A 19,762-nucleotide genomic window follows, 5' to 3' on the forward strand; every position below is an offset into this window, starting at 1 on the left:
AGATCCTCCCACTTGGGAGTCTCCTTCCCGCACGAGGCTTACTATTGAAAACGATTATCAATAAGTTAGCACGAGCCAAACTTGCCGGCACCGACGCAGAGCAAGAGTTGACACATGCGCAGCACACGAGAGGGGCAGGCATGGCCCGGCGAACCCTGTTCTCCCAGTATGAAAACCGCGACGCCGGCTCCAAGGCCAATGACACGACCGCGCTGGGGGACGACGGCGTCCGCCGGATGAGTGATCCGCGACGTGATCTCGTGCAGCTTCGGCGAGCGTTGCATCGCATCCCCGAGCTGGGTTATCAGGAGCGTGAAACGAGCCGGACCGTCATGGGCTACGTCAGCCGCTATGCGGCGTGCCGGTCAGTCGCCAAGACCGGCTTCATCGCCGACATCGGCCCGCAGAATGCGTCGACCACGGTGCTTTTGCGGGCCGACATGGACGCCCTGCCGATCCAGGAAGAGACCGGGCTCCCGTACTCGTCAACGATCGCGGGGCGCATGCACGCCTGTGGGCACGACGCGCACATGGCATCGCTAGCGGTCGCCGGCCGCCTCATGGCCGAGTCACCGCCGGACGACGTCCGGGTGCGCTTGTTGTTCCAGCCGGCGGAGGAAGGCGGAGATGGGGCACGTGCCTGCATTGACGACGGCGCGCTCGACGGCGTCGATGCCGCGTTCGGGATACATGTCTGGAACGAGCTCCCCCTTGGGACCGTGGCGCTGACACGCGGTGGCATCATGGCAGGTGTCGTCGAGCTCGGTATCCGCGTCATCGGCGAGGGCGGGCATGGCGCAATGCCACACCGCGCCAAAGACCCCGTGGTCGCGGCGGCGCATCTGATCACTGCGCTGCAGACGGTCGCGAGCCGCGCCATCGCGCCCGTCGATCCGGTGGTCGTGACGATCGGCAGCATTCACGGCGGCGACGCCTTCAACGTGATCCCTGGCGTCGTCGAGCTGTGCGGCACATGTCGAGGGTTCTCTGCGGCAGTCATCGAGGAAACCGAGCACCAGGTGAAGACCATCGCTGCGGGCATCGCCGCGGCGACGGGCACGCGCATCGAGGTTGACTGGCGGGTCTCGCCGCCCCCCACCGTCAATGATCAACGCGTCGCCGAGCTGGCCGAAACCGCAGCGACCGTGCACATGCGCGGCTTCGAGCACGTGCTCGACGACTACCGCACGATGGCCGGGGAGGACTTCGGGGAGATCCTCGCTGAGGTCCCCGGCTGCTTCGCGCTCGTTGGCAGCCAGAACGAAGCACTGGGCCTCGTCGAGTCGCACCACTCACCCCGCTTCGAGATCGACGAGGCTGCTTTGACTCTTGCGTGCGAACTGCATTGTGCAGTTGTCCGCGAAATCGCCGACCGCGGCTTGCCGCAGGGTTGACACAGGTTTGCCGCGTATCGCGCGGGACCGGCCCGTGCCCCATGAGGCATGTGCCACTGCGGGCGGGGGACCGCCACCGCCCCCGAGCTGCGGCGTCACCGCCGGGGGTAGGGCCCTGCCGTCTTGACGGCGGTCGGGGCGGCGCTTGCGACCCTGTCCACGCCAGCACTGTGCGGAAACTCGACACAGACCCTTAATGAAAATCATTTTCATAATGGGCCGGATCGCGGTACCTTGGTCGACAACAGTCCGAGCCACGCTGACCCGGATGGGAGGCTAACGGGTGGAACGCATTCCCGACCACACACCACGACACTCGCTACCGGGGCGGGCCGGCAGGAGGACAGGCGGACGAGGTGACTGTGCTGCACAGCACACGTCGCGACGTGAGATCGACATGGCCATAGGTGCGTACATGGCGCTTCGAAACTGCTCAGAGGATCGGGCACGAGGCGCCCTCATTCACGTCGCGCGCGGGGCTGAGGTGGGTTTGGGTGCAGCCTCACAAGCTCTCCTCGCGCTCGTGGGCGACGTCGAGGCGAACGCAGAACCGAGTGCGGCGCGGGAATATTGGAGGAAGCACCTGGCATCGTCGAGCTCAGGGATCACCAACGCCTAACTCCCCGAGGCAGGTAAGTTTCGGGCATGAAACCACGGCACCGGTGGTATTCGGAGCTGCGCGCATTGAGTTCGTCGGAGTGGAACCGCTTCCTCGGTGAGCATTCGGGTCTGCCGGGGCCGCGGGCCAACACGGAGCTGGCGATCGCCTACGCTGAGCTGGCCGACCAGAAGCACATCGTCGCGGCCGCAGGCGATTCCGACGAGTACCTGGCAATGTGCGGAGCCGTCGCCCTGGGCGCCCGGGCCTCCGAACCGCGTGCGTTGGCGACGTTGCACCGATTGGCCTCGGATCCTCGGTGGCGCGTCCGGGAGGGCGTAGCCCTCGGGTTGCAACTGCTCGGTGACGCCGGCTTCGGTGACCTCGAACGCATCGCCACCGCATGGGTCGGCGACGAAGATCCGCTGGTCCGACGCGCGGCCGTGGCCGCGATCTGCGAACCCCGACTGCTCGGAAACCCTCACGCCGCGGCCGTCGCCATCGACGTCTGCCGCAACGCGACCGCCTCCATCACACGGACGAGCCGAAGCGCACGGCGCGATCCGGCGCTCAGAGCGCTGCGGCAGGCGCTCGGGTACTGTTGGAGTGTCGCGGTCGCTGCGGCTCCCGACACCGGTTTGCCCGCCTTCCACGAACTCGATCGGGACGATCCCGATGTGGCGTGGATCGTCAATCAGAATCTGCGGAAGAAAAGACTCGCGCGCCTTCTGTGAACGGCAGACGATACGTCCACAACAGATGCCCGGTTGGCCATCTCTAGTTACGGTCGGAGAATGTCGTCAGGTGCCGCAACGGTGACAAAAGTGCTTGCCGCTGAGGCGAGTTGGGGATCATCTGTCGCCAGTGCGTCCGCCTGGAGGCGAGTCAGTGCGATGAACTCGGCCTGGTAGGTGTCTGGCCAGTTCAACTGCGCCGCGATGCGCCAGGCGTGCGCCTGTAGCGACCGATCGCCAAGGAGCCGGATCTGCAGCCCGCGGATCCTGTCAAGAATGTCTCGCCCCGTCCGCTCGTCGATCGTTCCGCTGCGCACCGATCCGTACACCAGGGCGAGCACCTGCGAACGCAGAAGTGTCGGAGCCGTCAAACTGTGCACCGAGGGGATGATCGCTTCGGTGGTGGCAAGGTTGATGGCCACCGGAGCATCGACGACGAAGATTGTCACTGCGGTACCGTCGCACAGGCTGCGCATTCACCGTGACCGATTCCCAGCATGCCGCGAACAGACCCACGGCCACTACCCAGAGATAATGACGGAATGTCTGACGCAGTGGGACAGCATCCCCAGTACGAAGTGTTCGCCGACGAATACCTCGACCACGCTCAGGCCGGCCTGTTCAACGCGCACTACGATCGGCCCGCATGTCTGGCGCTACTCGGTGACGTCGATGGTGCGACCGTCCTGGACGCTGCATGCGGCCCCGGCCTCTACGCCGAAGAACTGGTCAACCGGGGTGCCGAGGTGATCGGATTCGACCAGAGCCCCCGCATGGTGGAGCTCGCCCGACAGCGGGTGCCCACCGCCGAGTTCCGCACTCATGACCTCGCTCGTCCGCTGGACTGGCTCGCCGAGGGCACCGTCGACTGCGTGTTGTTCGCGTTGGCGTTGGAGTATGTCGACGACCGGGTCGCCGCGTTGACCGAGTTTCGCCGAGTTCTGCGGCCCGGCGGCGCGCTGGTGCTGTCGCGCTTGCACCCGACCGGTGACTGGCTTCGCCACGGGGGCAACTACTTTAAGCAGCGTGTCATCGACGAGACGTGGAGCCGAGGGTGGCAGGTGCGGTACTGGCTGGCGCCGCTGGAGGCGACCTGCGAGGAACTGCACCACGCTGGCTTCCTCATCGAGCGCCTACTCGAACCGCGGCCCGCGCCGGAGGCGGCGGCGATCAACCAGGACAAGTACGACCAGTTGCATCGCGAGCCCACGGGATTTCTCGCGATCCGGGCCATAGCCGACCCACGCCGAAAATAGTCCGCGACAATGACATTCCCTCGGTCATGCAATGGTCGGCGAGTCGCGCGGACGTGACATTCGGGTGCAGCGCGCGACTGGATACCTCGATTGCCTTCGCGCGATTCACGTGGTGCTTACGATGTTCCACTCCACGATGCCGGCACGATCACCCACACGACCTCGGCGCCGGTGACCGGATCGGCGTCCCAGTTGTGCGGCTCCCGCCCCGGAAACGTCAGCGAGTCGCCGCCCCCCAAACTGACATTGCGATCGACGAAGTGCACGGTGACCGCACCGGAGAAGACGTGGAGCACCTCCACCTCGCTGCTGATCGTGTAGAGCTCGTGTCCGCCAGTGGCTCCGGGCGCCATGCTCGAGCGGATCACCTGAACCCGTGATTCGGCGCGCGGTGAGATCAGGAGCTCGGTCACACCGCTGCCGCCGAGATTGATCAGCGGCGCTTCGCCGACGGAGATCTTCTGGATCTCCGGCTCGGCGAACAGTGCGCCGAGCGACAGCGACAGCACCTGGCACAGCTGCACCAGCGTGGCGACACTCGGCGAGGTCTCGTCGCGCTCGAGCCGGCTGAGGAACCCCTTGGTCAGGCCGCTGCTGTCGGCGACCTGCGCGAGCGTCAGTCCCTGCGCCTTGCGCGCGTTGCGGATACGTGCGCCGATCGGGATCGGTGACGCGCTCGGACCGGGATGGACTGGCCGCACGGGACCTCCTCGCTCGCGTTGACAGCCGCATGGGCCCGCCATATGATCTCGAACACAGTTGCCTACAGGATATCGAAAGTTTACTCACATGCAACAACCCCCGAGGGGTCCGGTCGACGCAAGTGTCGTCCCCCGGTTCGCCGGCTTCGCCACGTTCGCCCGGCTGCCGCGTCTGGACGAGGTCGACCACGCGGACATCGCGATCGTCGGGGTGCCCTTCGACAGCGGAGTCAGCTACCGGCCGGGCGCCCGCTTCGGTCCGGCGCATGTCCGCGAATCCTCACGCCTGCTGCGCCCGTTCAACCCGGCCCAGCAGATCGAACCGTTCGCGGTGCAACAGGTTGCCGACGCCGGCGACATCGCCGCCAACCCGTTCAGCATCGACGCTGCTGTCACCGAAATCGAATCCGGGGCAAGGCAACTCGCTGAGCGAGCAGATCGCCTGGTGACGATCGGCGGTGACCACACCATCGCGCTGCCGCTGCTGCGCGCAGTCGCAGCCCAACACGGGCCGGTCGCCGTGCTGCACTTCGACGCGCACCTCGACACCTGGGACACCTATTTCGGCGCCCCCGTCACGCACGGCACGCCGTTCCGGCGCGCCTCCGAGGAAGGCCTCATCGATCTGACCGCGAGCATGCACGTCGGCACCCGCGGGCCGCTCTACGGCGTCGAAGATCTCAGTGACGACGCCTGCCTGGGCTTCACCATCGTGACCACCGAAGACATTGAGGAGCAGGGCGTTTCGGTGGCGATCGAGCGGATCCGCAGCCGCATCGGCGAGGCGCCGCTCTACATCTCCATCGACATCGACGTGCTCGACCCCGCGCACGCACCGGGCACCGGCACCCCCGAAGCAGGGGGGATGACCAGCCGCGAGCTACTGCGCATCATCCGGGCGTTGGCCGACCGGCAGATCGTCGGTGCCGACATCGTCGAAGTCGCCCCGGCCTACGACCACGCCCAGCTGACCGGCATCGCCGCCGCTCACGTCACCTACGAACTGATCAGCGCGATGGCGCCACGGAGAGGAAACCATGCGTGAACCAGACATCGAGGAGGTGAGCCGCGCGGTAGCGGCCGCCGTTGACGCCTTCGCCGCAACCGACACCGAGCGCTACTTCGCCTGTTTCGCGCCCGAGGCCACCTTCTGCTTCCACACCGAGCCCGCGCGCCTCGACGACCGCGCCGCCTACGAGCGGTTGTGGCAGGACTGGATCGCACACGGCTGGCGGGTGCGCTCCTGCGTCTCATCACGGCCGCACGTGCAGACCTTCCCCGGTGGAGCGGTGTTCACCCACGATGTCGCCACGTCCGTCGATACCGCCGACGGTCAGCAGGACTTCCGGGAGCGCGAGACCATCGTCTTCCGCGTCGACGGAGACCAGCTGATCGCCATCCACGAACACCTGTCGCCGGTCCCGGAAGAGTCGTCATGACATCGCTCTACGCCCGCCTCGACCGCCGCCTGGAAGTCCAGGCCGACAACGCAGGCCCGATCCGCGGCAGCCTCTCGCTGCCCCGCATCGGCATGATCTGGCTGGCCGCGAACCTGGTGGTGACCACCCTGCTGACCGGCACGCTGCTCATTCCCGCCGTCGACTACGGCACCGCGCTCACCATGATCCTCCTGGGCACCCTCGGCGGCGCCGTCGTGCTCACCCTCGTCGGCAACATCGGCACCCGCACCGGGTTGCCGACGATGGCGCTCACCCGCGGCGCGTTCGGCATTCGCGGCAGCCTGCTTCCGGTGGCCGCGAACGTCGTCATTCTGATGGGCTGGAGCTGGGTGCAGGCGATGCTGGCCGGGGTGACCGTCGACTACCTCGTCGAGAGCCTCACCGGATTCTCCAACCCCGCACTGTTCGCGGTGCTGTGCCAGACGATCGTGGTGCTCATCGCCATCCTCGGCCACGAAGGCATCGCCCGGATCGAGCCGTGGCTCGCGGCGCTGATGCTGGCGATCATCGCTTACATCTTCGTCGTCGCGTTCACCAGCTTCAGTCCCGCAGATTTCCAGGCGATCCCGGTCGACGAGTCGATCGGCTACACCTCGGTGACGGTGCTGGACATCGTCATCGCGACCGCGATCTCCTGGACGGTGCTCTCGGCGGACATCAACCGGCTGGCCCGCTCCAGCAAGGCCGGCATCGTGGGGTCCGGCATCGGCTACACCCTGTCGACCGTCATCGCGATGACACTCGGCGCCACCGCGATCGGCTACGTCATCCTGCGCGGCGACGAGGCCGCGGCGTTCGATCCGGCCACCATCGTCGCCGCGTTCGGCGCCCCGCTGGCAATCGTGATCTTCCTGTCCGTCATGGCCACCAACACGATGGTCGTCTACGGCATGGTCCAGTCGGTGGTCAACGCGTGGCCCGGCAGCAGGCTGCGGTTCCTGCCGACGGTGCTGGTGCTCGGTGTCATCTCGATCATCGGTGCGACCTGGCTCGGATTGCTGGGCCAGTTCACCGACTTCCTGGTCATGATCGGTGCGTTCTTCGTACCGGTGTTCGCGATCATGATCGTCGACTACTACCTGCTGAAGCGCTCGGCGTACACCGCCGACATTCTGCGCGGCGGCGCCGGACGCTACTGGTACCTGGCCGGGATCAACTGGATTGCGGTGGCGGTGTGGGCCGTCGGTGCAGTGATGTCGTATGTGTGGGCCTACGTCTGGATCAGCCCGATCGGCGCGACCATTCCGGCGTTCTTCCTGACGTTCGTCCTGTACCTGGTGGCCATGCTGCCCGGTCGCGCGCGCCATCCCCGGGCAGCCAGTGCGCACCTGGCTGCCCGGTCGGACGCAGCACAGATGTGAGCGCGGCATGCGCGACCTGAGCCACCCGGTCGCCACCGGGATGCAGGTGTACCCCGGCGATCCCCCGGTGCGGTTGGAGCCGGCTCTCGCACTCGCCCGTGACGGTGTGGATGTCGTTGCGCTGCACCTGGGTTCGCACACCGGGACACACGTCGACGCACCGTCGCACACCATCGCGGGGGCGCGCACCACCGGCCGGATCGGACTCGACGAACTTCTCGGAGACGCGCTGGTGGTGCATCTCAGCGGCTGTGCGCCGCACTCGACGTACGGTCTGGCCGAGATCGACGCCGCGCTCGCGGGTGGCCTGCCCGCACGGGTGCCGCCGATCGTCGTGCTCGACACCGGGTGGGCGGCGAGGTTCGGCACCGATGCCGCCCTCGACCACCCTGCGTTGGATCCGGCTGCGGCGGCGGAGCTGCTGCGCCGCGGAATGCACGTGCTCGCCGTCGACACCCTCAGCCCTGACCCCACCGGGGAGGCCGTCGCCGAGTTCCCGGTGCACCAGGTGGTCCTCGGCGCCGATGCGTTGATCGTCGAAAACCTCTGCAACCTGGACTCACTTGCGGAGAACGTGCGCATCGGGTTCTTCGCACTGCCGATCGACGCCGATGGGGCGCCGGTGCGTGCCGTGGCGTTCGGATCCTGACCGCCGATCAGACGGCCTAAGGTCAGCCGACATGACGCTCAACCAGTTGCGGGCGTTCGTGGAGGCCGAGCGGGGCGGCTCGTTCACCGCGGCCGCGGACGCCATGCAGGTCGCCCAGGCGTCGGTGTCCGAACTGGTCCGGCGCCTGGAAGACGAACTCGACGCACAGCTGTTCGTCCGCGGCAGCCGCCGGCTCGCCCTCACCGCGGCGGGCCGCGAGTTGCTGCCCTACGCCCAGCAGTCGGTGCGCGCCGCCGACGGAGGCGTCCAGGCGGTGCGCTCGGTCGGCTCCCTGGGCGGTGGCACGGCGACCTTCGGCGTCCCGCGCAACGCCGACTACTACCTGCTGTCGCACCTGGTCCAGACCTTTCACCTGCGCTATCCCGCCGTGCGGGTGCGGTTGGTGGGGCAGAACTCGGCCGAGACCGCGGCGGCGATCCAGGCCGGCGAGATCGAGGCCGGCCTGCTGATCCTGCCGATCGACGACGAGGACCTCACGGTGCGGCCGCTGCTGCGCGACGAGGTCTTCTACGTCAGCGCCGACCCGTCGCACACCGCCGAACCTGTCACCGTCCACCAGCTGGCCGGCGCCACACTTGTGCTCTACGACGCCCATTACGGCTGGAAGGACCCGACGCGGCGACAACTCGCCGAGCGCGCCCAGCTGGCCGGTCTGCGGCTGGAACCGATGATCGAGATCGAGCATGTCGAATCGGCGCTGAAGCTGGTTGCCGCCCGGGTCGGGGACACCATCGTCAGCGGCGCGGTGCTGGAGAGCGACGCGATGCCGCCCGGCCTGCACATCGCCCCGTTCGCCGAGCCGCTCTACGACACCATCGCGCTGGCCCAACACCGCGCGAGGCCGCTGTCGAACGCCACCCGCGAGTTCGCCCGGCTGGCCGAGGATGCGGTGCGGGACCTGCCGGTGGAGCCCCCGAGCCGGTCGGATCGGGGGGCGTCCTCGGTACCCCTGATCCGCCGTGCGGCCCGCTGAACAGCCATTTCGCCGGTAAGGCAGAGGCGACATAGGGAAACCCTGTGGTTATTGCAGGATTCACCCATCTAGTCCTCTGGTTCGAATGCGCCTACCGTCGGTCGACATGCAGATCACCGCGAACGAAGCCCGCACCCTGGGGCCGTTCACCTGGCTCAAGAAACCGGCCGTCGACGGCCCGCCGGCCCAGCGCGACCCGAAGGTCACCGAACGGGTCAGCGAGATGCTGTCCGACATCGAGCACAGCGGGTTGGATGCGGTCCGCCGCTATGCCCGCGAACTGGACGGATGGACCGGTGACCTGGAGGTCGGCGCCGCGGAGCTGCGCAAGAGCGGCGACGCGCTGCCCGCCGACGTGCGTACCGCACTGGAACTGGGGTACGAGCGCACCAACCGGTTCGCCGTGGCGCAGCGCGCCCACCTGTCGGACTTCGAGGTCGACCTGGCTCCCGGTGTGGTCGGGGGAGTCCAGTACGTCCCCGTCTCGCGGGTCGGCGCGTACCTTCCGGCCGGCCGATTCCCGCTGCTGGCCAGTGCCTTCATGACCGTCGGGGTGGCCAAGGCTGCCGGAGTCCCGACCGTGCTGGCCTGCACGCCGCCCTCGGGTGAGCATGGAGCGCACCCCGCGGTCCTCTACGGTGCCTACCTGTCGCGGGCCGACCGGGTCTTCGCCGTCGGTGGCGTCCAGGCCTTGGGCGCCATGGCTTTCGGGCTGCTCGGCGACGAACCGGTGGACATGCTCGTCGGCGCGGGCAACGCCTTCGTCACCGAAGCCAAGCGGCAACTTTTCGGTCAGGTGGGCATCGACCTGCTCGCGGGTCCGTCCGAGGTGGCGGTGCTGGCCGACGAGACCGCGGACCCCGAATGGGTGGCCGCCGACCTCCTCGGCCAGGCCGAGCACGGGCCGAACTCGCCTGCCGCGCTCATCACCACGTCGGAGTCGTTGGGCCGCAGGGTGATCGAGGCCATCGACCGTCAGCTCGAGACGTTGGTGACCCGCGACGTCGCCGGTGCGGCCTGGCGCGACTACGGCTCAGTGGTGGTGGCCACCGACCGCGCCCAGGCAGCCGCCATCGCCGACGTGCTGGGCCCGGAACACCTCGAGGTGCAGACCGAGGACGACGACTACTTCCTCAAAGAGCTGCGCAACTACGGCTCCCTGTTCGTCGGCCCATGGAGCACGGTGGCCTATTCGGACAAGGGGATCGCCGGCACCAACCACGTGCTGCCGACCGGAAAGACCGCCCGCTACAACGCCGGCCTGTCGGTGTCGAGGTTCCTCAAACCGCTGACCTACCAGCGGGCCCGACGGGAGGCCACCGCCGAACTCGCACCGGCCGTCGAACGCATCTCGGCGTTCGAGGGGCTGGCCGCGCACGAGGCGACCGCGACCATCCGCATCGACGCGATCGGACGCCACTCCGGAATGTTCGACGGCACTTCTGCCGTCAACCGGGGACGCTGATGACCTTCCTGCGGGTCTCGGCCGTCGCGTTACCGATCGAGTTCGGCGACGAAGAGCGCAATTTCGCTGCGGCGCACGCCGCCCTGCAGGCATGCGAGCCGGGGCAGCACCTGATCGTGCTTCCCGAACTCGCGTTCAGCGGCTACGTCTTCACCGATGTGGCCGAGGCCCGAAGCCTGTCGATGACCGTCGACGACCCGCGCCTGAGCGCGCTGGCCCGCGACGTCCCGCCGGGCGCAGTTGCCGTGGTGGGTTTCTGTGAGCGGGCCGGTGACCGGCTGTACAACTCGGCGTTGGTGTTCGACCGCTCCGGCATCCTCGGGTGCTACCGAAAGGCCCACCTGTGGGACGAGGAGAGCAGGTTCTTCAGCGTCGGGGATGAGGCCGGCATGGTGCTCGACACGCCGATCGGCAGGCTCGGGGTCGCCATCTGCTACGACATCGAATTCCCGGAAGTGCCACGGCGGTTGGCGCTCGCCGGGGCGAGCTTTTTGGCCCTGCCGGTGAACTGGCCGCTGGTGGATCGGCCCGCCGGCGAGCACCCACCGGAGACCATCCAGGCGATGGCTGCCGCGCGGGCGTCGCGGTTGCCGACGGCGATCGCCGACCGGCACGGCACCGAACGCGGTGTCGAGTGGACCGGCGGCACCGCCGTCATCTCAGGCGACGGCTGGGTGTGTGCCACCCCCGACGAGCACGGCGTCGCCTCCTCGCTCGTCACCATCGACAGCGGAAAGGCGATCGGGCCGAACAACGATCTGTTCGCCGACCGCCGACCCGAGCTCTACACCGACGTCACCAGCCGCACCGAGCGAGGAACCGATGTCTGACAGCCCCGCCATCGAATCGAAGTCCATCGACTGGGTGCCGCTGGGCGAGCGGCGCGGCACGCCGACCACACTGTTCCCGCTGTGGTTCATGTCCAACGCCAACCTCACCACGCTGGCCACCGGCATGGTCGGGGCGGCGCTCGGCGCGTCGTTCATGACGTCGCTGCTGGCGATCGTCCTCGGCGCCGCGGTGGGCACGGTGTTCACCGCCTTCCACTCGGCGCAGGGTCCGCAGCTGGGGTTGCCGCAGATGATCCAGTCGCGCGCCCAGTTCGGCTATCGCGGTGTGGTGGTGATCTGCGCGGTCGTGGTGTTCAGCATCGTCGGCTTCAACATCTTCAACCAGATCCTGGCCGCCGACGTCATCACCATGACCACCGGAGTCGACCTGCGCAACCTGTGGTTCGTGATCATCAGCGGACTGGCCCTCACCCTGGCCATCTACGGCTACCACTGGATCCACCGCTTCCAGCGCTGGCTGACGTTGTTGTTCCTGGCGACCTTCGGTCTGTTCACCGTCGCCGCGCTCGTCGTGCTCGACGTACCGGCGGGGCAGTTCGGCTTCGGCGGCTTTACCTGGGCGGCGTTCCTGGTCCAGTTCGCCGCCGCGGCCGCCTATGCGCTGGGCTGGGCTCCCTACGTCTCGGACTACTCGCGCTACCTTCCGCCGCAGACCAGCCCACGAAAAGCGTTGTGGTACACCTACGCCGGCGTCTTCGTCGGGGCGGTGTGGCTGATGGCGCTGGGCGCGCTGGTGGCGGCGCTGTTCGCCGACGCGTCACCGCTGGAGGCGGTGCGCAACGCCGCCGACGACCTGGTGCCCGGTTCGGGTCTGTGGTTGCTGCTGGCTGCGCTGCCCGGCCTGATCACCGTCATCACGGTCAACATCTACGCCGCGTCGCTGGAACTCATCACGATGGTCGACTCGTTCAAAGCCGTCCGGCCCACCCGGCGGCTGCGGGTGATCGCGTGCAGCGTCATCGCGAGCGCCGGACTCCTCGGTGCGGTCCTGTCCACCGGTGAGTTCCTCGCGAACTTCAGCAGCTTCCTGGTGGTGCTGCTGTATCTGCTGGTGCCGTGGACATCGGTCAACCTGGTCGACTACTACTTCGTCCGCCGCGGGCGCTACGCGATCCGGGAGATCTTCGTGCCCCACGGCAGCGTCTACGGCTCCTGGGGCTGGCGCGGACTGGGCGCCTACGCCATCGGCATCGTCGCGATGATCCCGTTCGTGGTAACGGTCTGGTACACCGGTCCGGTGGCGGCCGCGCTCGGTGATGTGGACATCGCGCTGTTCGTCGGGCTCGCCGCCTCGGCCGTCGCCTACCTGTTGATGGCCCGCTCGCTCGACCTGGCCGCCGAACAGGCCAAGGCGGAGGCGGATTCCCGCGAGCACGGCGTGGAGGCGGTCACCTTCGCGGGCCGGGTCGCGCCGGTGGAGAACTGAGCGTTCGTCAGGCCAGGCGTCGAGATTGCGTCCAGGGCGGTGGATCGACCGTCGCCACGACCCTGACGTCGATCTCGGCGGCTAGCCTGGCGGCTCGCCGGGGCGGCACGCTCGCCGGGACGTGGCTCAGGACGGCCGCTCGGCCCGGTCCGCCGCCCACAGTCCGATGACGAAGGCGGTCAAGTCGTTGTGCTGGAGCGGGTCTCGACCGGTGATCTCGTGGATGCGGGAGAGTCGATGGCGCACGGTGTTGGTGTGCAGGAACAGCTCCTTGGCGGTCTCGCTGAGCGATCCGTTGCACGCCAGGAACGCCCGCAGGGTTCGGACATGCTGGGTTCCGCGATGACTGTCCAGCTCGGCCAGCGGATCGATCAACAGCTGTTTGAACGGCGCCAGCTGAGCCAGCGGCAACTGTTCCAGCAGCCCGTCCACCGTGCTGAGCTGATTCGGCCCGACCCGGCCGCCGCGCTGCTCGGCCAGCGTCAGAGCGATCCGTGCCTGCGCGATCGCCGAGCCGATATCGGTCAGCGGCACCGGCGCGGAATGTCCGGTCGGCAACGACAGCTCCTCGGTCATCGCCAAGACTCCGGCCGTCAGCATCAGGCACAGGTCGGGGGCATCGCCGATCAGCGCCTGCGGAAAGGCGATGGACAGCAACGCTCCGGCACCGGCAGGCCACGCCGAGCAGGAGATTTCCGGCGCGGCGAAACCGGGCCACTCCAGTAGCTGATTGAGCGCATCGGGCAACAGCATCCGCCGCTCGACCAGGGACAACAACTGACCGACCCGCTCCCGCGCCAGCGCGGCCTCGATATCGCGCTCACCCTGCGCGGCACGCACGAACCGCGCGAGCAGATCCAGCAGGGCCGGCTCGGGCTGTTCGCCCCGGCCCACCCACACCACCGTGCCCACCCCAGGGACCGCGACCGTGACCGCGCCGTCCTCGGGTGCCGGGGCGACAGGCGCCTGCCTCCCGGAAGCGGTGCCCGCGGTGGGACCAGCCGGCTCCAGCAGGAAATAGCAGCCGAGCACCTGGCCCGCGCTGTCCAGCAATTGACGGGGGGTGTCGTGGCGGCGCAGCGATGACAGCAGCTCGGGGACCAGCGCGTTGGTGGCCCGGGCGACCGCGATCTCCGAACCCAGCCAGGACTCGGCCACGAACCGGTTGATCTCGCTGAACGGCACGCTGGGCGGAGCGACGAGCACCGGAAGGCCGACGGTACGGCACCGCGCCAGCAGCGCCGCCGGTACCGCGTCGTGACCGTCACCCACGCCGAAGCACACCCCGGCCGCGCCGGCGCCCGCCAGCGCGTCGGCGAACACCACACAGTCGCGCTCGGTGTTCAAGCTGATTCCCACCGTGCAGACCAGCTCACCGCCGCGCAGGTACCGCGTCGGGTCGGGCATCTCGGTGGTGTGAACCCAGCTGACGGCCCGATCCAGGTCCGGAGCGGCGCCGTCGGGAATCGACAGTCCCAGTCCGGCTGTCTGAACAAGCTCGCGCAGCGTCGGGGCGGCCGACTCCGCGCTGTCCTGCGACATCCCGCGAGCGTAACGCGGGTGTCACACCGACGAGCCGGGTCGTTGTGCGATCGTGCAACGGCAGGACACCGGCACGGTGGGATCTCTGCGTCTTCGCCGCATCCGCTGGCGCCGGTGCGGATCGGGCGTGATAGTTCGTGCCATGTCGCTATCGGTCAACCCGGCCCAGGAGCCGCCCCAGCTGCGCCGCGAGTTCTCCCTGGGATCGGCGTTCGCGTTCGCTTTCGCGTTCATCTCGCCGATCGTCGCGCTCTACGGAATCTTCGGCCTGGCGTTGTCGGCCGCCGGACCGAGCTTCTGGTGGGGATTCGCACTGGTCTTCGGCGGTCAGTTCCTGGTGTCGCTGGTGTTCGCCACACTGGTGTCGCGATGGCCGTTGGAGGGGTCCATCTACCAGTGGTCGCGCCGCCTGCTGGGCAGCGGCTACGGCTGGTTCGCCGGGTGGGTCTACATGTGGACCCTGGTGATCGCGATGGCCACCGTCGCCCTCGGCGCGGCCGGCTTCACCGCCAACATCGTCGGTGTCGAAGAACCGTCCGGCGGCACGTTGGCCCTGATCGCGCTGCTGATCCTGCTGGCGGGCACCGCGGTCAACCTCATCGGGCGGCAGGCGCTGAAGATCTTCATGATCGGCAGCATCATCGCCGAGATCATCGGATCGGTGGTGCTGGGCACCTGGCTGCTGCTGTTCCACCGGCACAACTCGCTGTCGGTGCTGTTCGAAGGTGGTGGCGCCGACGTCGATCTCTGGTCCTATCTCGGCGGGCCGTTCCTGCTCGCGGTGGCCTTCATCGGCTGGTCGTTCGTCGGTTTCGAAAGTGCGGGTTCGATCGCCGAGGAGGTGCACAACCCGCGCCGGGACCTGCCCAAAGCGGTGCTGTTCTCACTGGCCTTCATCGCGCTGGTGGTGGGGTACTCCAGCCTGGCGATCATCCTGGCGATCCCCGATCTGGACGCGGTGGCCGAAGGCGCGGTCAGCGACCCGGTCTACGAGACACTGACCGACGCGTTGGGCGCCGGCATCGCCAAACCGGTGCAGGTGATGTTCGTGATCGGCTTCCTGGCCAGCTTCCTGGCGCTGCAAACCTCCGCGTCCCGGGTGATCTGGGCCTACGCCCGCGACGGCGCGCTGCCGGCGGCCGGCACCCTGGTCCAGTTGCGCGGCCGGGCTCGCATCCCGGTCGTGGCCATCCTGATGACCACGGTGCTGGGCGCGGCGCTGTTCCTGCTCAGCATCGTCGCCGGTGACATCTACGCGCTGATGGTGAACTTCACCGCCGGCGGCTTCTATCTGGCGTTCCTGTTCCCGCTGATCGGCTTCCTGGTGGTGGTGCTGCGCAAGGCGTGGACCCCGGCGACCTTCTCGCTGCGCTCCTGGACGCTGCCGGTCGCGGTGGTGGCCGTGGTGTGGGCGGTACTGCAGTTCCTCAACATCGCCTGGCCCCGTTCGGCTTTCGAACAGCGCTACCTGGACTGGTCGGTGTGGATCGGGGTCGTGGTGCTCGGCCTCATCGGCGCGGCGCTGTACGCCGGCGTCAAGTCCAGGATCACCCGACCGCAGGACCAGGACGAACCGGCGCTGACGAATGATTGACCGGCCGGTCGCGCTGGTCACCGGCGGCTCCAGTGGGATCGGCGCCGCGGTCGTCGACGCGCTGGCCGCGCGCGGCTACACCGTCGGGTGCCTGGACCTCAAGGGCGGATCCGCCGAAAACACGGTGACCGTCGATGTTTCCGACGCCGGCGCGGTCGCAGCCGCGGTGGGTGAACTGCGGGAACGAATGGGCCCGCCCAGTGCCGTGGTGACCTCCGCGGGCTACTACGAGATGGCTCCGGTGGCCGAGATCGGCGTGGACGCGTGGCGCCGGATGCTGCGCGTGCACCTCGGCGGGCTGGTCAACGTCGCCCGGGCCACCCTGCCGGATCTGATCGCACTGCGTGGATCACTCACCGCGGTGGCCAGCGAACTCGCGATCGGTGGCGGCGACGAGGACGCCCACTACGCGGCGGCCAAGGGAGCCATCCTCGGCCTGGTGCGCAGCCTCGCCGTCGAAGTCGCAGACCGCGGCGTGCGGATCAACGCGGTCGCACCGGGACCCACCGACACTCCGCTGCTGGCAGCCGACTCTCCGTGGCGCGCCCCGGACTACCTGCAGACGCTGCCGCTGCGGCGGCTCACCACCGCCGCCGAAGTCGCGCGCTGTGTCGAATTCCTGGTCTGCGAGGCCACATTCAGCACCGGCGATGTCGTCAACGTGAACTCGGGGGCCGTCATATGAGCACCGATCTGCGCGGCAAGGTCGCCTTGGTGACCGGTGCGGCCCAGGGGATGGGCGCCGCGCACGCCCGGCAGCTGGCCGCCGCGGGCGCGACCGTCGCGGTCAACGACCGCGCCGACAGCGCCGAGCTGTCGGCGCTGGCCGCCGAGATCGGCGGTGTGACCGCGGCCGGCGACGTCTCCGATCCGCACCGGTGCCATGACATCGCCGCCCACGTCGCGAGCACGACCGGTCGACTCGACGTGCTGGTGGCCAACCACGCGTACATGACGATGGCACCGCTGCTCGAGCACGACCCCGACGACTGGTGGAAGGTGGTCGACACCAATCTCGGCGGGACGTTCTTCCTGGTGCAAAGCGTGCTGCCGCACATGCGCCGGGCCGGGGCGGGCCGCATCGTCGTGATCACCAGCGAATGGGGGGTGACCGGCTGGCCGGAGGCAACCGCCTACGCCGCCGCGAAGTCCGGGCTGATCTCCCTGGTCAAGACATTGGGGCGCGAGCTCGCCAAGGAGCGGATCATCGTCAACGCGGTGGCCCCCGGCGTGGTCGACACCCCACAGCTGCGGGTGGACGCCGCCGCCGCCGGCGTGCCCGTCGAGGAGATCCGACGCCGCTACGCCGCCGACATCCCGCTGGGACGGATCGGGACGAGTGCGGAACTGGCCGCGGCCGTGCAGCTGCTGTGCGATTTCGACCTGGAAGCTGTTGTCGGTCAGGTCATCTCGTGCAACGGCGGATCGACCCGCACCCGGGTATGAACGAGGAGGACCCCATGGAGCACGACCCGCGGATGCGATCAGCGTCCGGGTCGCTCGGCCAGATCGACGCCCAGCAGGTGCCGCGTTACGCCGGGCTGGCGACGTTCGCCCGGCTGCCGCAAGATCACCAGGTCGACGACCACGACATCGCCGTGATCGGTGTGCCGTTCGACAGCGGCGTCACCTACCGGCCCGGCGCACGATTCGGGCCCGCCGCGATCCGTCAGGCGTCCCGGCTGCTCAAGCCCTACAACCCGGCCCTGGAGGTGGCGCCGTTCGCGACCGCCCAGGTCGTCGACGCCGGCGACATCGCCGCCAACCCGTTCGACATCACCGCAGCGGTGGACCAGATCAAAGCCGGTATCGGCGCCCTGGTGCGCCGGCCCGAACAACGGTTCGTACTGCTCGGCGGCGACCACACCATCGCCCTGCCCGCGCTGCAGGCCGTGAACGAACTGCACGGTCCGGTCGCGTTGGTGCACTTCGACGCCCACCTCGACACCTGGGACACCTACTTCGGGGCGCCCTGCACGCACGGCACCCCGTTTCGGCGCGCGTCCGAACAGGGGCTCATCGTCAAAGGGCATTCCGCGCACGTCGGCATCCGCGGTTCGCTCTATGACGCGGCTGATCTGCTCGACGACGCCGAGCTCGGGTTCACCGTGGTGCACTGTCGCGACGTCGACCGGATCGGCGTCGACGGTGTCATCGAGCGGGTGCTGCAGCGGGTCGGAACCCACCCGGTGTACGTGTCGATCGACATCGACGTACTGGACCCGGCGTTCGCGCCGGGCACCGGCACACCGGAGATCGGTGGGATGACGAGCCGCGAGCTGGTCGCGGTGCTGCGTGCGATGCGGCCACTGAACATCGTCGGCGCCGACGTGGTGGAGGTGTCGCCGGCCTACGACCACGCGGAGGTCACCGCGGTCGCAGCGGCGAACCTCGCCTACGAGCTGATCAGCCTTATGGTCGGGTGATGGATCGGTTCAGCTGGCCCGCCGGCAAGGTCGCCGCGGCGGCGTTCACCTTCGACGTCGACGCCGAATCGGCGGTGCTGTGGGGCAACGACGGCGTCGCGGCCCGGATGAGTGTGATGAGCCACCAGGCCTACGGGCCGCTGGTCGGGATCCCCCGTATCCTGGATCTGCTTGAGCGGCACCAGATTCGGTCGACGTTCTTTGTGCCGGGGCATACCGCCGACCGCTACCCGCAGGCGGTGCGCAGCATCGTCGCGGCCGGTCACGAGATCGCCCACCACGGGTACCTGCACGAGCAGCCCACCGCGCTGACCCTCGACGAGGAGATCGACGCACTGGAGCGCGGGCTGGCCGCCCTGGCCGACGTCGCCGGGGTACGGCCGGTCGGCTACCGGGCCCCGATGTGGGACCTGTCCTGGCGCACCCCGGCGCTGTTGGCCGAGCGGGACTTCCTCTACGACTCCAGCCTGATGGACGCCGACCGGCCCTACGAGCTGGCTGTCGGCGCGCAGAGTTCGCTGATCGAGATTCCGATCCAGTGGGCGCTCGACGACTGGGAGCAGTACTGCTTCCTGCCGGAGATCTCCGGCAGCGGCCTGATCGAGAGTCCGCGCAAGGCCCGGGAACTGTGGCAGCTCGAGTTCGACGCGTTGCGGACGGCGGGCGGGTGCTGGGTGCTGACCAACCATCCGTTCCTCACCGGCCGGCCGTCGCGGGCCGCCGAACTGGGTGAGCTGATGCGCCACGTGCTCGACCACGACGACGTGTGGACCGCCTCGCTGCAGGAGATCGCAGAACACGTTCGGGCGCTGGGCCTTTCGCCACGGAGCATCACCCCGCCGGACGTGCCGCGCTGAGACGGCCGGCGCCCGCGTTACGCTGACGGGGTGAGCAGCCAGTCGGTGCCCGGTGGCGTGGTGCATCAACTCCCCGCGGACCTGCGAACCGCGCTGATCGGCAACGAGTCGGCGCTGGCCGCGTGGAAAGACATCACACCCCTGGCGCGCAACGAGTTCATCTGCTGGGTCGAAGACGCCAAGCAGCAGAAGACCCGGGAGCGACGCATCCGCCGCACCCAGGAGGAGCTGGAGGAGGGCATGCGCAGGCCGTGCTGCTGGCCCGGGTGCCGCCACCGTGAGCGCACCGGCCGCGCCTAGCACGGCGCCGCAGACGAGCTCATCCCTTTGCCTGAAGCGCATCTCCGGGTGTCGACGTGCTGCCGGTTCACCGATAAAGCGCCGGTGCATGGCCTGATCTGCGTTGTGCGGGGCAGGGCAGCCAGGCTTGGTGAAGTTCGCCGCGTGGGGCCGC

At 68.5% G+C, this 19,762-nt stretch carries 20 protein-coding genes; 17 read left to right on the forward strand and 3 right to left on the reverse strand.

From position 1 onward, the window contains the following. Positions 1-140 precede the first annotated feature (140 nt). Both ACNUDN_RS00495 and ACNUDN_RS00500 read left to right on the forward strand, forming a co-directional pair. Positions 141-1,394, forward strand: coding sequence for a M20 metallopeptidase family protein (locus tag ACNUDN_RS00495; RefSeq protein WP_419120121.1), 1,254 nt, complete (start codon positions 141-143; stop codon positions 1,392-1,394). A 645-nt stretch (positions 1,395-2,039) separates the two neighbouring features. Continuing rightward, a complete protein-coding gene (locus ACNUDN_RS00500) occupies positions 2,040-2,726 on the forward strand; it encodes a HEAT repeat domain-containing protein (protein ID WP_419120122.1) in 687 nt (228 codons plus the stop codon). 47 nt (positions 2,727-2,773) lie between these two features. Here ACNUDN_RS00500 and ACNUDN_RS00505 read toward each other — a convergent pair whose 3' ends face one another. Then, positions 2,774-3,175 (reverse strand): type II toxin-antitoxin system VapC family toxin, encoded by a 402-nt coding sequence (locus tag ACNUDN_RS00505; RefSeq protein ID WP_419120123.1) that lies wholly within the window; start codon positions 3,173-3,175, stop codon positions 2,774-2,776. Positions 3,176-3,268: 93 nt separating this feature from the next. Here ACNUDN_RS00505 and ACNUDN_RS00510 point away from each other — a divergent pair, with 93 nt between their 5' ends. Further along, a complete protein-coding gene (locus ACNUDN_RS00510; protein ID WP_419120124.1) occupies positions 3,269-3,982 on the forward strand; it encodes a class I SAM-dependent methyltransferase in 714 nt (237 codons plus the stop codon). Between the two features lie 116 nt (positions 3,983-4,098). Here ACNUDN_RS00510 and ACNUDN_RS00515 read toward each other — a convergent pair whose 3' ends face one another. Next, a complete protein-coding gene (locus ACNUDN_RS00515; protein ID WP_419120125.1) occupies positions 4,099-4,683 on the reverse strand; it encodes a helix-turn-helix domain-containing protein in 585 nt (194 codons plus the stop codon). An 88-nt stretch (positions 4,684-4,771) separates the two neighbouring features. On the opposite strand from ACNUDN_RS00515, the gene speB (ACNUDN_RS00520) reads away from it, so the two are divergent. The 8 genes from speB (ACNUDN_RS00520) (at position 4,772) to ACNUDN_RS00555 (ending at position 12,889) form a co-directional block, all read left to right on the forward strand. Then, positions 4,772-5,728 (forward strand): agmatinase, encoded by a 957-nt coding sequence (speB, locus tag ACNUDN_RS00520; RefSeq protein ID WP_419120126.1) that lies wholly within the window; start codon positions 4,772-4,774, stop codon positions 5,726-5,728. Next, complete coding sequence (locus tag ACNUDN_RS00525; protein ID WP_419120127.1) at positions 5,721-6,122, forward strand: YybH family protein; 402 nt, start codon at positions 5,721-5,723, stop codon at positions 6,120-6,122. Before speB (ACNUDN_RS00520) ends, ACNUDN_RS00525 begins: the two co-directional genes overlap by 8 nt. Then, positions 6,119-7,504 (forward strand): purine-cytosine permease family protein, encoded by a 1,386-nt coding sequence (locus ACNUDN_RS00530; protein WP_419120128.1) that lies wholly within the window; start codon positions 6,119-6,121, stop codon positions 7,502-7,504. The genes ACNUDN_RS00525 and ACNUDN_RS00530 overlap by 4 nt, the downstream gene beginning before the upstream one ends. Positions 7,505-7,511: 7 nt before the next feature. Continuing rightward, positions 7,512-8,153: a cyclase family protein gene (locus tag ACNUDN_RS00535; RefSeq protein WP_419120129.1), complete on the forward strand. Its 642-nt coding sequence runs from the start codon at positions 7,512-7,514 to the stop codon at positions 8,151-8,153. 31 nt (positions 8,154-8,184) lie between these two features. Then, positions 8,185-9,147 carry a LysR family transcriptional regulator gene (locus ACNUDN_RS00540; RefSeq protein WP_419120130.1) on the forward strand — a complete coding sequence of 321 codons (963 nt, stop codon included), beginning with the start codon at positions 8,185-8,187 and terminating at the stop codon, positions 9,145-9,147. 106 nt (positions 9,148-9,253) lie between these two features. Then, positions 9,254-10,612 carry a histidinol dehydrogenase gene (gene hisD, locus ACNUDN_RS00545; protein WP_419120131.1) on the forward strand — a complete coding sequence of 453 codons (1,359 nt, stop codon included), beginning with the start codon at positions 9,254-9,256 and terminating at the stop codon, positions 10,610-10,612. Then, positions 10,612-11,442, forward strand: coding sequence for a nitrilase-related carbon-nitrogen hydrolase (locus ACNUDN_RS00550; protein WP_419120132.1), 831 nt, complete (start codon positions 10,612-10,614; stop codon positions 11,440-11,442). Before hisD ends, ACNUDN_RS00550 begins: the two co-directional genes overlap by 1 nt. Next, positions 11,435-12,889 (forward strand): purine-cytosine permease family protein, encoded by a 1,455-nt coding sequence (locus ACNUDN_RS00555; protein WP_419120133.1) that lies wholly within the window; start codon positions 11,435-11,437, stop codon positions 12,887-12,889. The genes ACNUDN_RS00550 and ACNUDN_RS00555 overlap by 8 nt, the downstream gene beginning before the upstream one ends. 126 nt (positions 12,890-13,015) lie before the next feature. Here ACNUDN_RS00555 and ACNUDN_RS00560 read toward each other — a convergent pair whose 3' ends face one another. Then, complete coding sequence (locus tag ACNUDN_RS00560) at positions 13,016-14,431, reverse strand: PucR family transcriptional regulator (protein ID WP_419120134.1); 1,416 nt, start codon at positions 14,429-14,431, stop codon at positions 13,016-13,018. A gap of 142 nt (positions 14,432-14,573) precedes the next feature. Between ACNUDN_RS00560 and ACNUDN_RS00565 the strand changes: the two genes are divergently transcribed. From ACNUDN_RS00565 to ACNUDN_RS00590, 6 genes are read left to right on the forward strand one after another with little or no spacing between them, the layout of a single operon-like run. After that, the gene (locus tag ACNUDN_RS00565; protein WP_419120135.1) at positions 14,574-16,025 is read left to right on the forward strand and encodes an APC family permease; all 1,452 of its coding nucleotides are present in this window, start codon (positions 14,574-14,576) and stop codon (positions 16,023-16,025) included. Next, positions 16,018-16,710 carry an SDR family NAD(P)-dependent oxidoreductase gene (locus ACNUDN_RS00570; protein ID WP_419120136.1) on the forward strand — a complete coding sequence of 231 codons (693 nt, stop codon included), beginning with the start codon at positions 16,018-16,020 and terminating at the stop codon, positions 16,708-16,710. The genes ACNUDN_RS00565 and ACNUDN_RS00570 overlap by 8 nt, the downstream gene beginning before the upstream one ends. Then, positions 16,707-17,471 (forward strand): SDR family NAD(P)-dependent oxidoreductase, encoded by a 765-nt coding sequence (locus ACNUDN_RS00575; RefSeq protein WP_419120137.1) that lies wholly within the window; start codon positions 16,707-16,709, stop codon positions 17,469-17,471. Before ACNUDN_RS00570 ends, ACNUDN_RS00575 begins: the two co-directional genes overlap by 4 nt. 14 nt (positions 17,472-17,485) lie before the next feature. Beyond that, complete coding sequence (speB, locus tag ACNUDN_RS00580) at positions 17,486-18,451, forward strand: agmatinase (RefSeq protein WP_419120138.1); 966 nt, start codon at positions 17,486-17,488, stop codon at positions 18,449-18,451. Beyond that, positions 18,451-19,308 (forward strand): polysaccharide deacetylase family protein, encoded by an 858-nt coding sequence (locus tag ACNUDN_RS00585; protein WP_419120139.1) that lies wholly within the window; start codon positions 18,451-18,453, stop codon positions 19,306-19,308. Before speB (ACNUDN_RS00580) ends, ACNUDN_RS00585 begins: the two co-directional genes overlap by 1 nt. Positions 19,309-19,338: 30 nt before the next feature. Further along, positions 19,339-19,608, forward strand: coding sequence for a YdeI/OmpD-associated family protein (locus tag ACNUDN_RS00590; protein ID WP_419120140.1), 270 nt, complete (start codon positions 19,339-19,341; stop codon positions 19,606-19,608). The last annotated feature ends 154 nt before the right edge of the window (positions 19,609-19,762 follow it).

Source organism: Mycobacterium sp. smrl_JER01, from assembly GCF_048513595.2.
In the GTDB taxonomy this organism is placed as follows: Bacteria; Actinomycetota; Actinomycetes; order Mycobacteriales; family Mycobacteriaceae; genus Mycobacterium.

What these genes read in the sequence shown, in the direction of transcription:
- ACNUDN_RS00495 (WP_419120121.1), top strand. Translation starts at nt 141, where the DNA reads ATGGCCCGGCGAACCCTGTTCTCCCAGTATGAAAACCGCGACGCCGGC.
- ACNUDN_RS00500 (WP_419120122.1), top strand. Translation starts at nt 2,040, where the DNA reads ATGAAACCACGGCACCGGTGGTATTCGGAGCTGCGCGCATTGAGTTCG.
- ACNUDN_RS00510 (WP_419120124.1), top strand. Translation starts at nt 3,269, where the DNA reads ATGTCTGACGCAGTGGGACAGCATCCCCAGTACGAAGTGTTCGCCGAC.
- speB (WP_419120126.1), top strand. Translation starts at nt 4,772, where the DNA reads ATGCAACAACCCCCGAGGGGTCCGGTCGACGCAAGTGTCGTCCCCCGG.
- ACNUDN_RS00525 (WP_419120127.1), top strand. Translation starts at nt 5,721, where the DNA reads ATGCGTGAACCAGACATCGAGGAGGTGAGCCGCGCGGTAGCGGCCGCC.
- ACNUDN_RS00530 (WP_419120128.1), top strand. Translation starts at nt 6,119, where the DNA reads ATGACATCGCTCTACGCCCGCCTCGACCGCCGCCTGGAAGTCCAGGCC.
- ACNUDN_RS00535 (WP_419120129.1), top strand. Translation starts at nt 7,512, where the DNA reads ATGCGCGACCTGAGCCACCCGGTCGCCACCGGGATGCAGGTGTACCCC.
- ACNUDN_RS00540 (WP_419120130.1), top strand. Translation starts at nt 8,185, where the DNA reads ATGACGCTCAACCAGTTGCGGGCGTTCGTGGAGGCCGAGCGGGGCGGC.
- hisD (WP_419120131.1), top strand. Translation starts at nt 9,254, where the DNA reads ATGCAGATCACCGCGAACGAAGCCCGCACCCTGGGGCCGTTCACCTGG.
- ACNUDN_RS00550 (WP_419120132.1), top strand. Translation starts at nt 10,612, where the DNA reads ATGACCTTCCTGCGGGTCTCGGCCGTCGCGTTACCGATCGAGTTCGGC.
- ACNUDN_RS00555 (WP_419120133.1), top strand. Translation starts at nt 11,435, where the DNA reads ATGTCTGACAGCCCCGCCATCGAATCGAAGTCCATCGACTGGGTGCCG.
- ACNUDN_RS00560 (WP_419120134.1), bottom strand. Translation starts at nt 14,431, where the DNA reads ATGTCGCAGGACAGCGCGGAGTCGGCCGCCCCGACGCTGCGCGAGCTT.
- ACNUDN_RS00565 (WP_419120135.1), top strand. Translation starts at nt 14,574, where the DNA reads ATGTCGCTATCGGTCAACCCGGCCCAGGAGCCGCCCCAGCTGCGCCGC.
- ACNUDN_RS00570 (WP_419120136.1), top strand. Translation starts at nt 16,018, where the DNA reads ATGATTGACCGGCCGGTCGCGCTGGTCACCGGCGGCTCCAGTGGGATC.
- ACNUDN_RS00575 (WP_419120137.1), top strand. Translation starts at nt 16,707, where the DNA reads ATGAGCACCGATCTGCGCGGCAAGGTCGCCTTGGTGACCGGTGCGGCC.
- speB (WP_419120138.1), top strand. Translation starts at nt 17,486, where the DNA reads ATGGAGCACGACCCGCGGATGCGATCAGCGTCCGGGTCGCTCGGCCAG.
- ACNUDN_RS00585 (WP_419120139.1), top strand. Translation starts at nt 18,451, where the DNA reads ATGGATCGGTTCAGCTGGCCCGCCGGCAAGGTCGCCGCGGCGGCGTTC.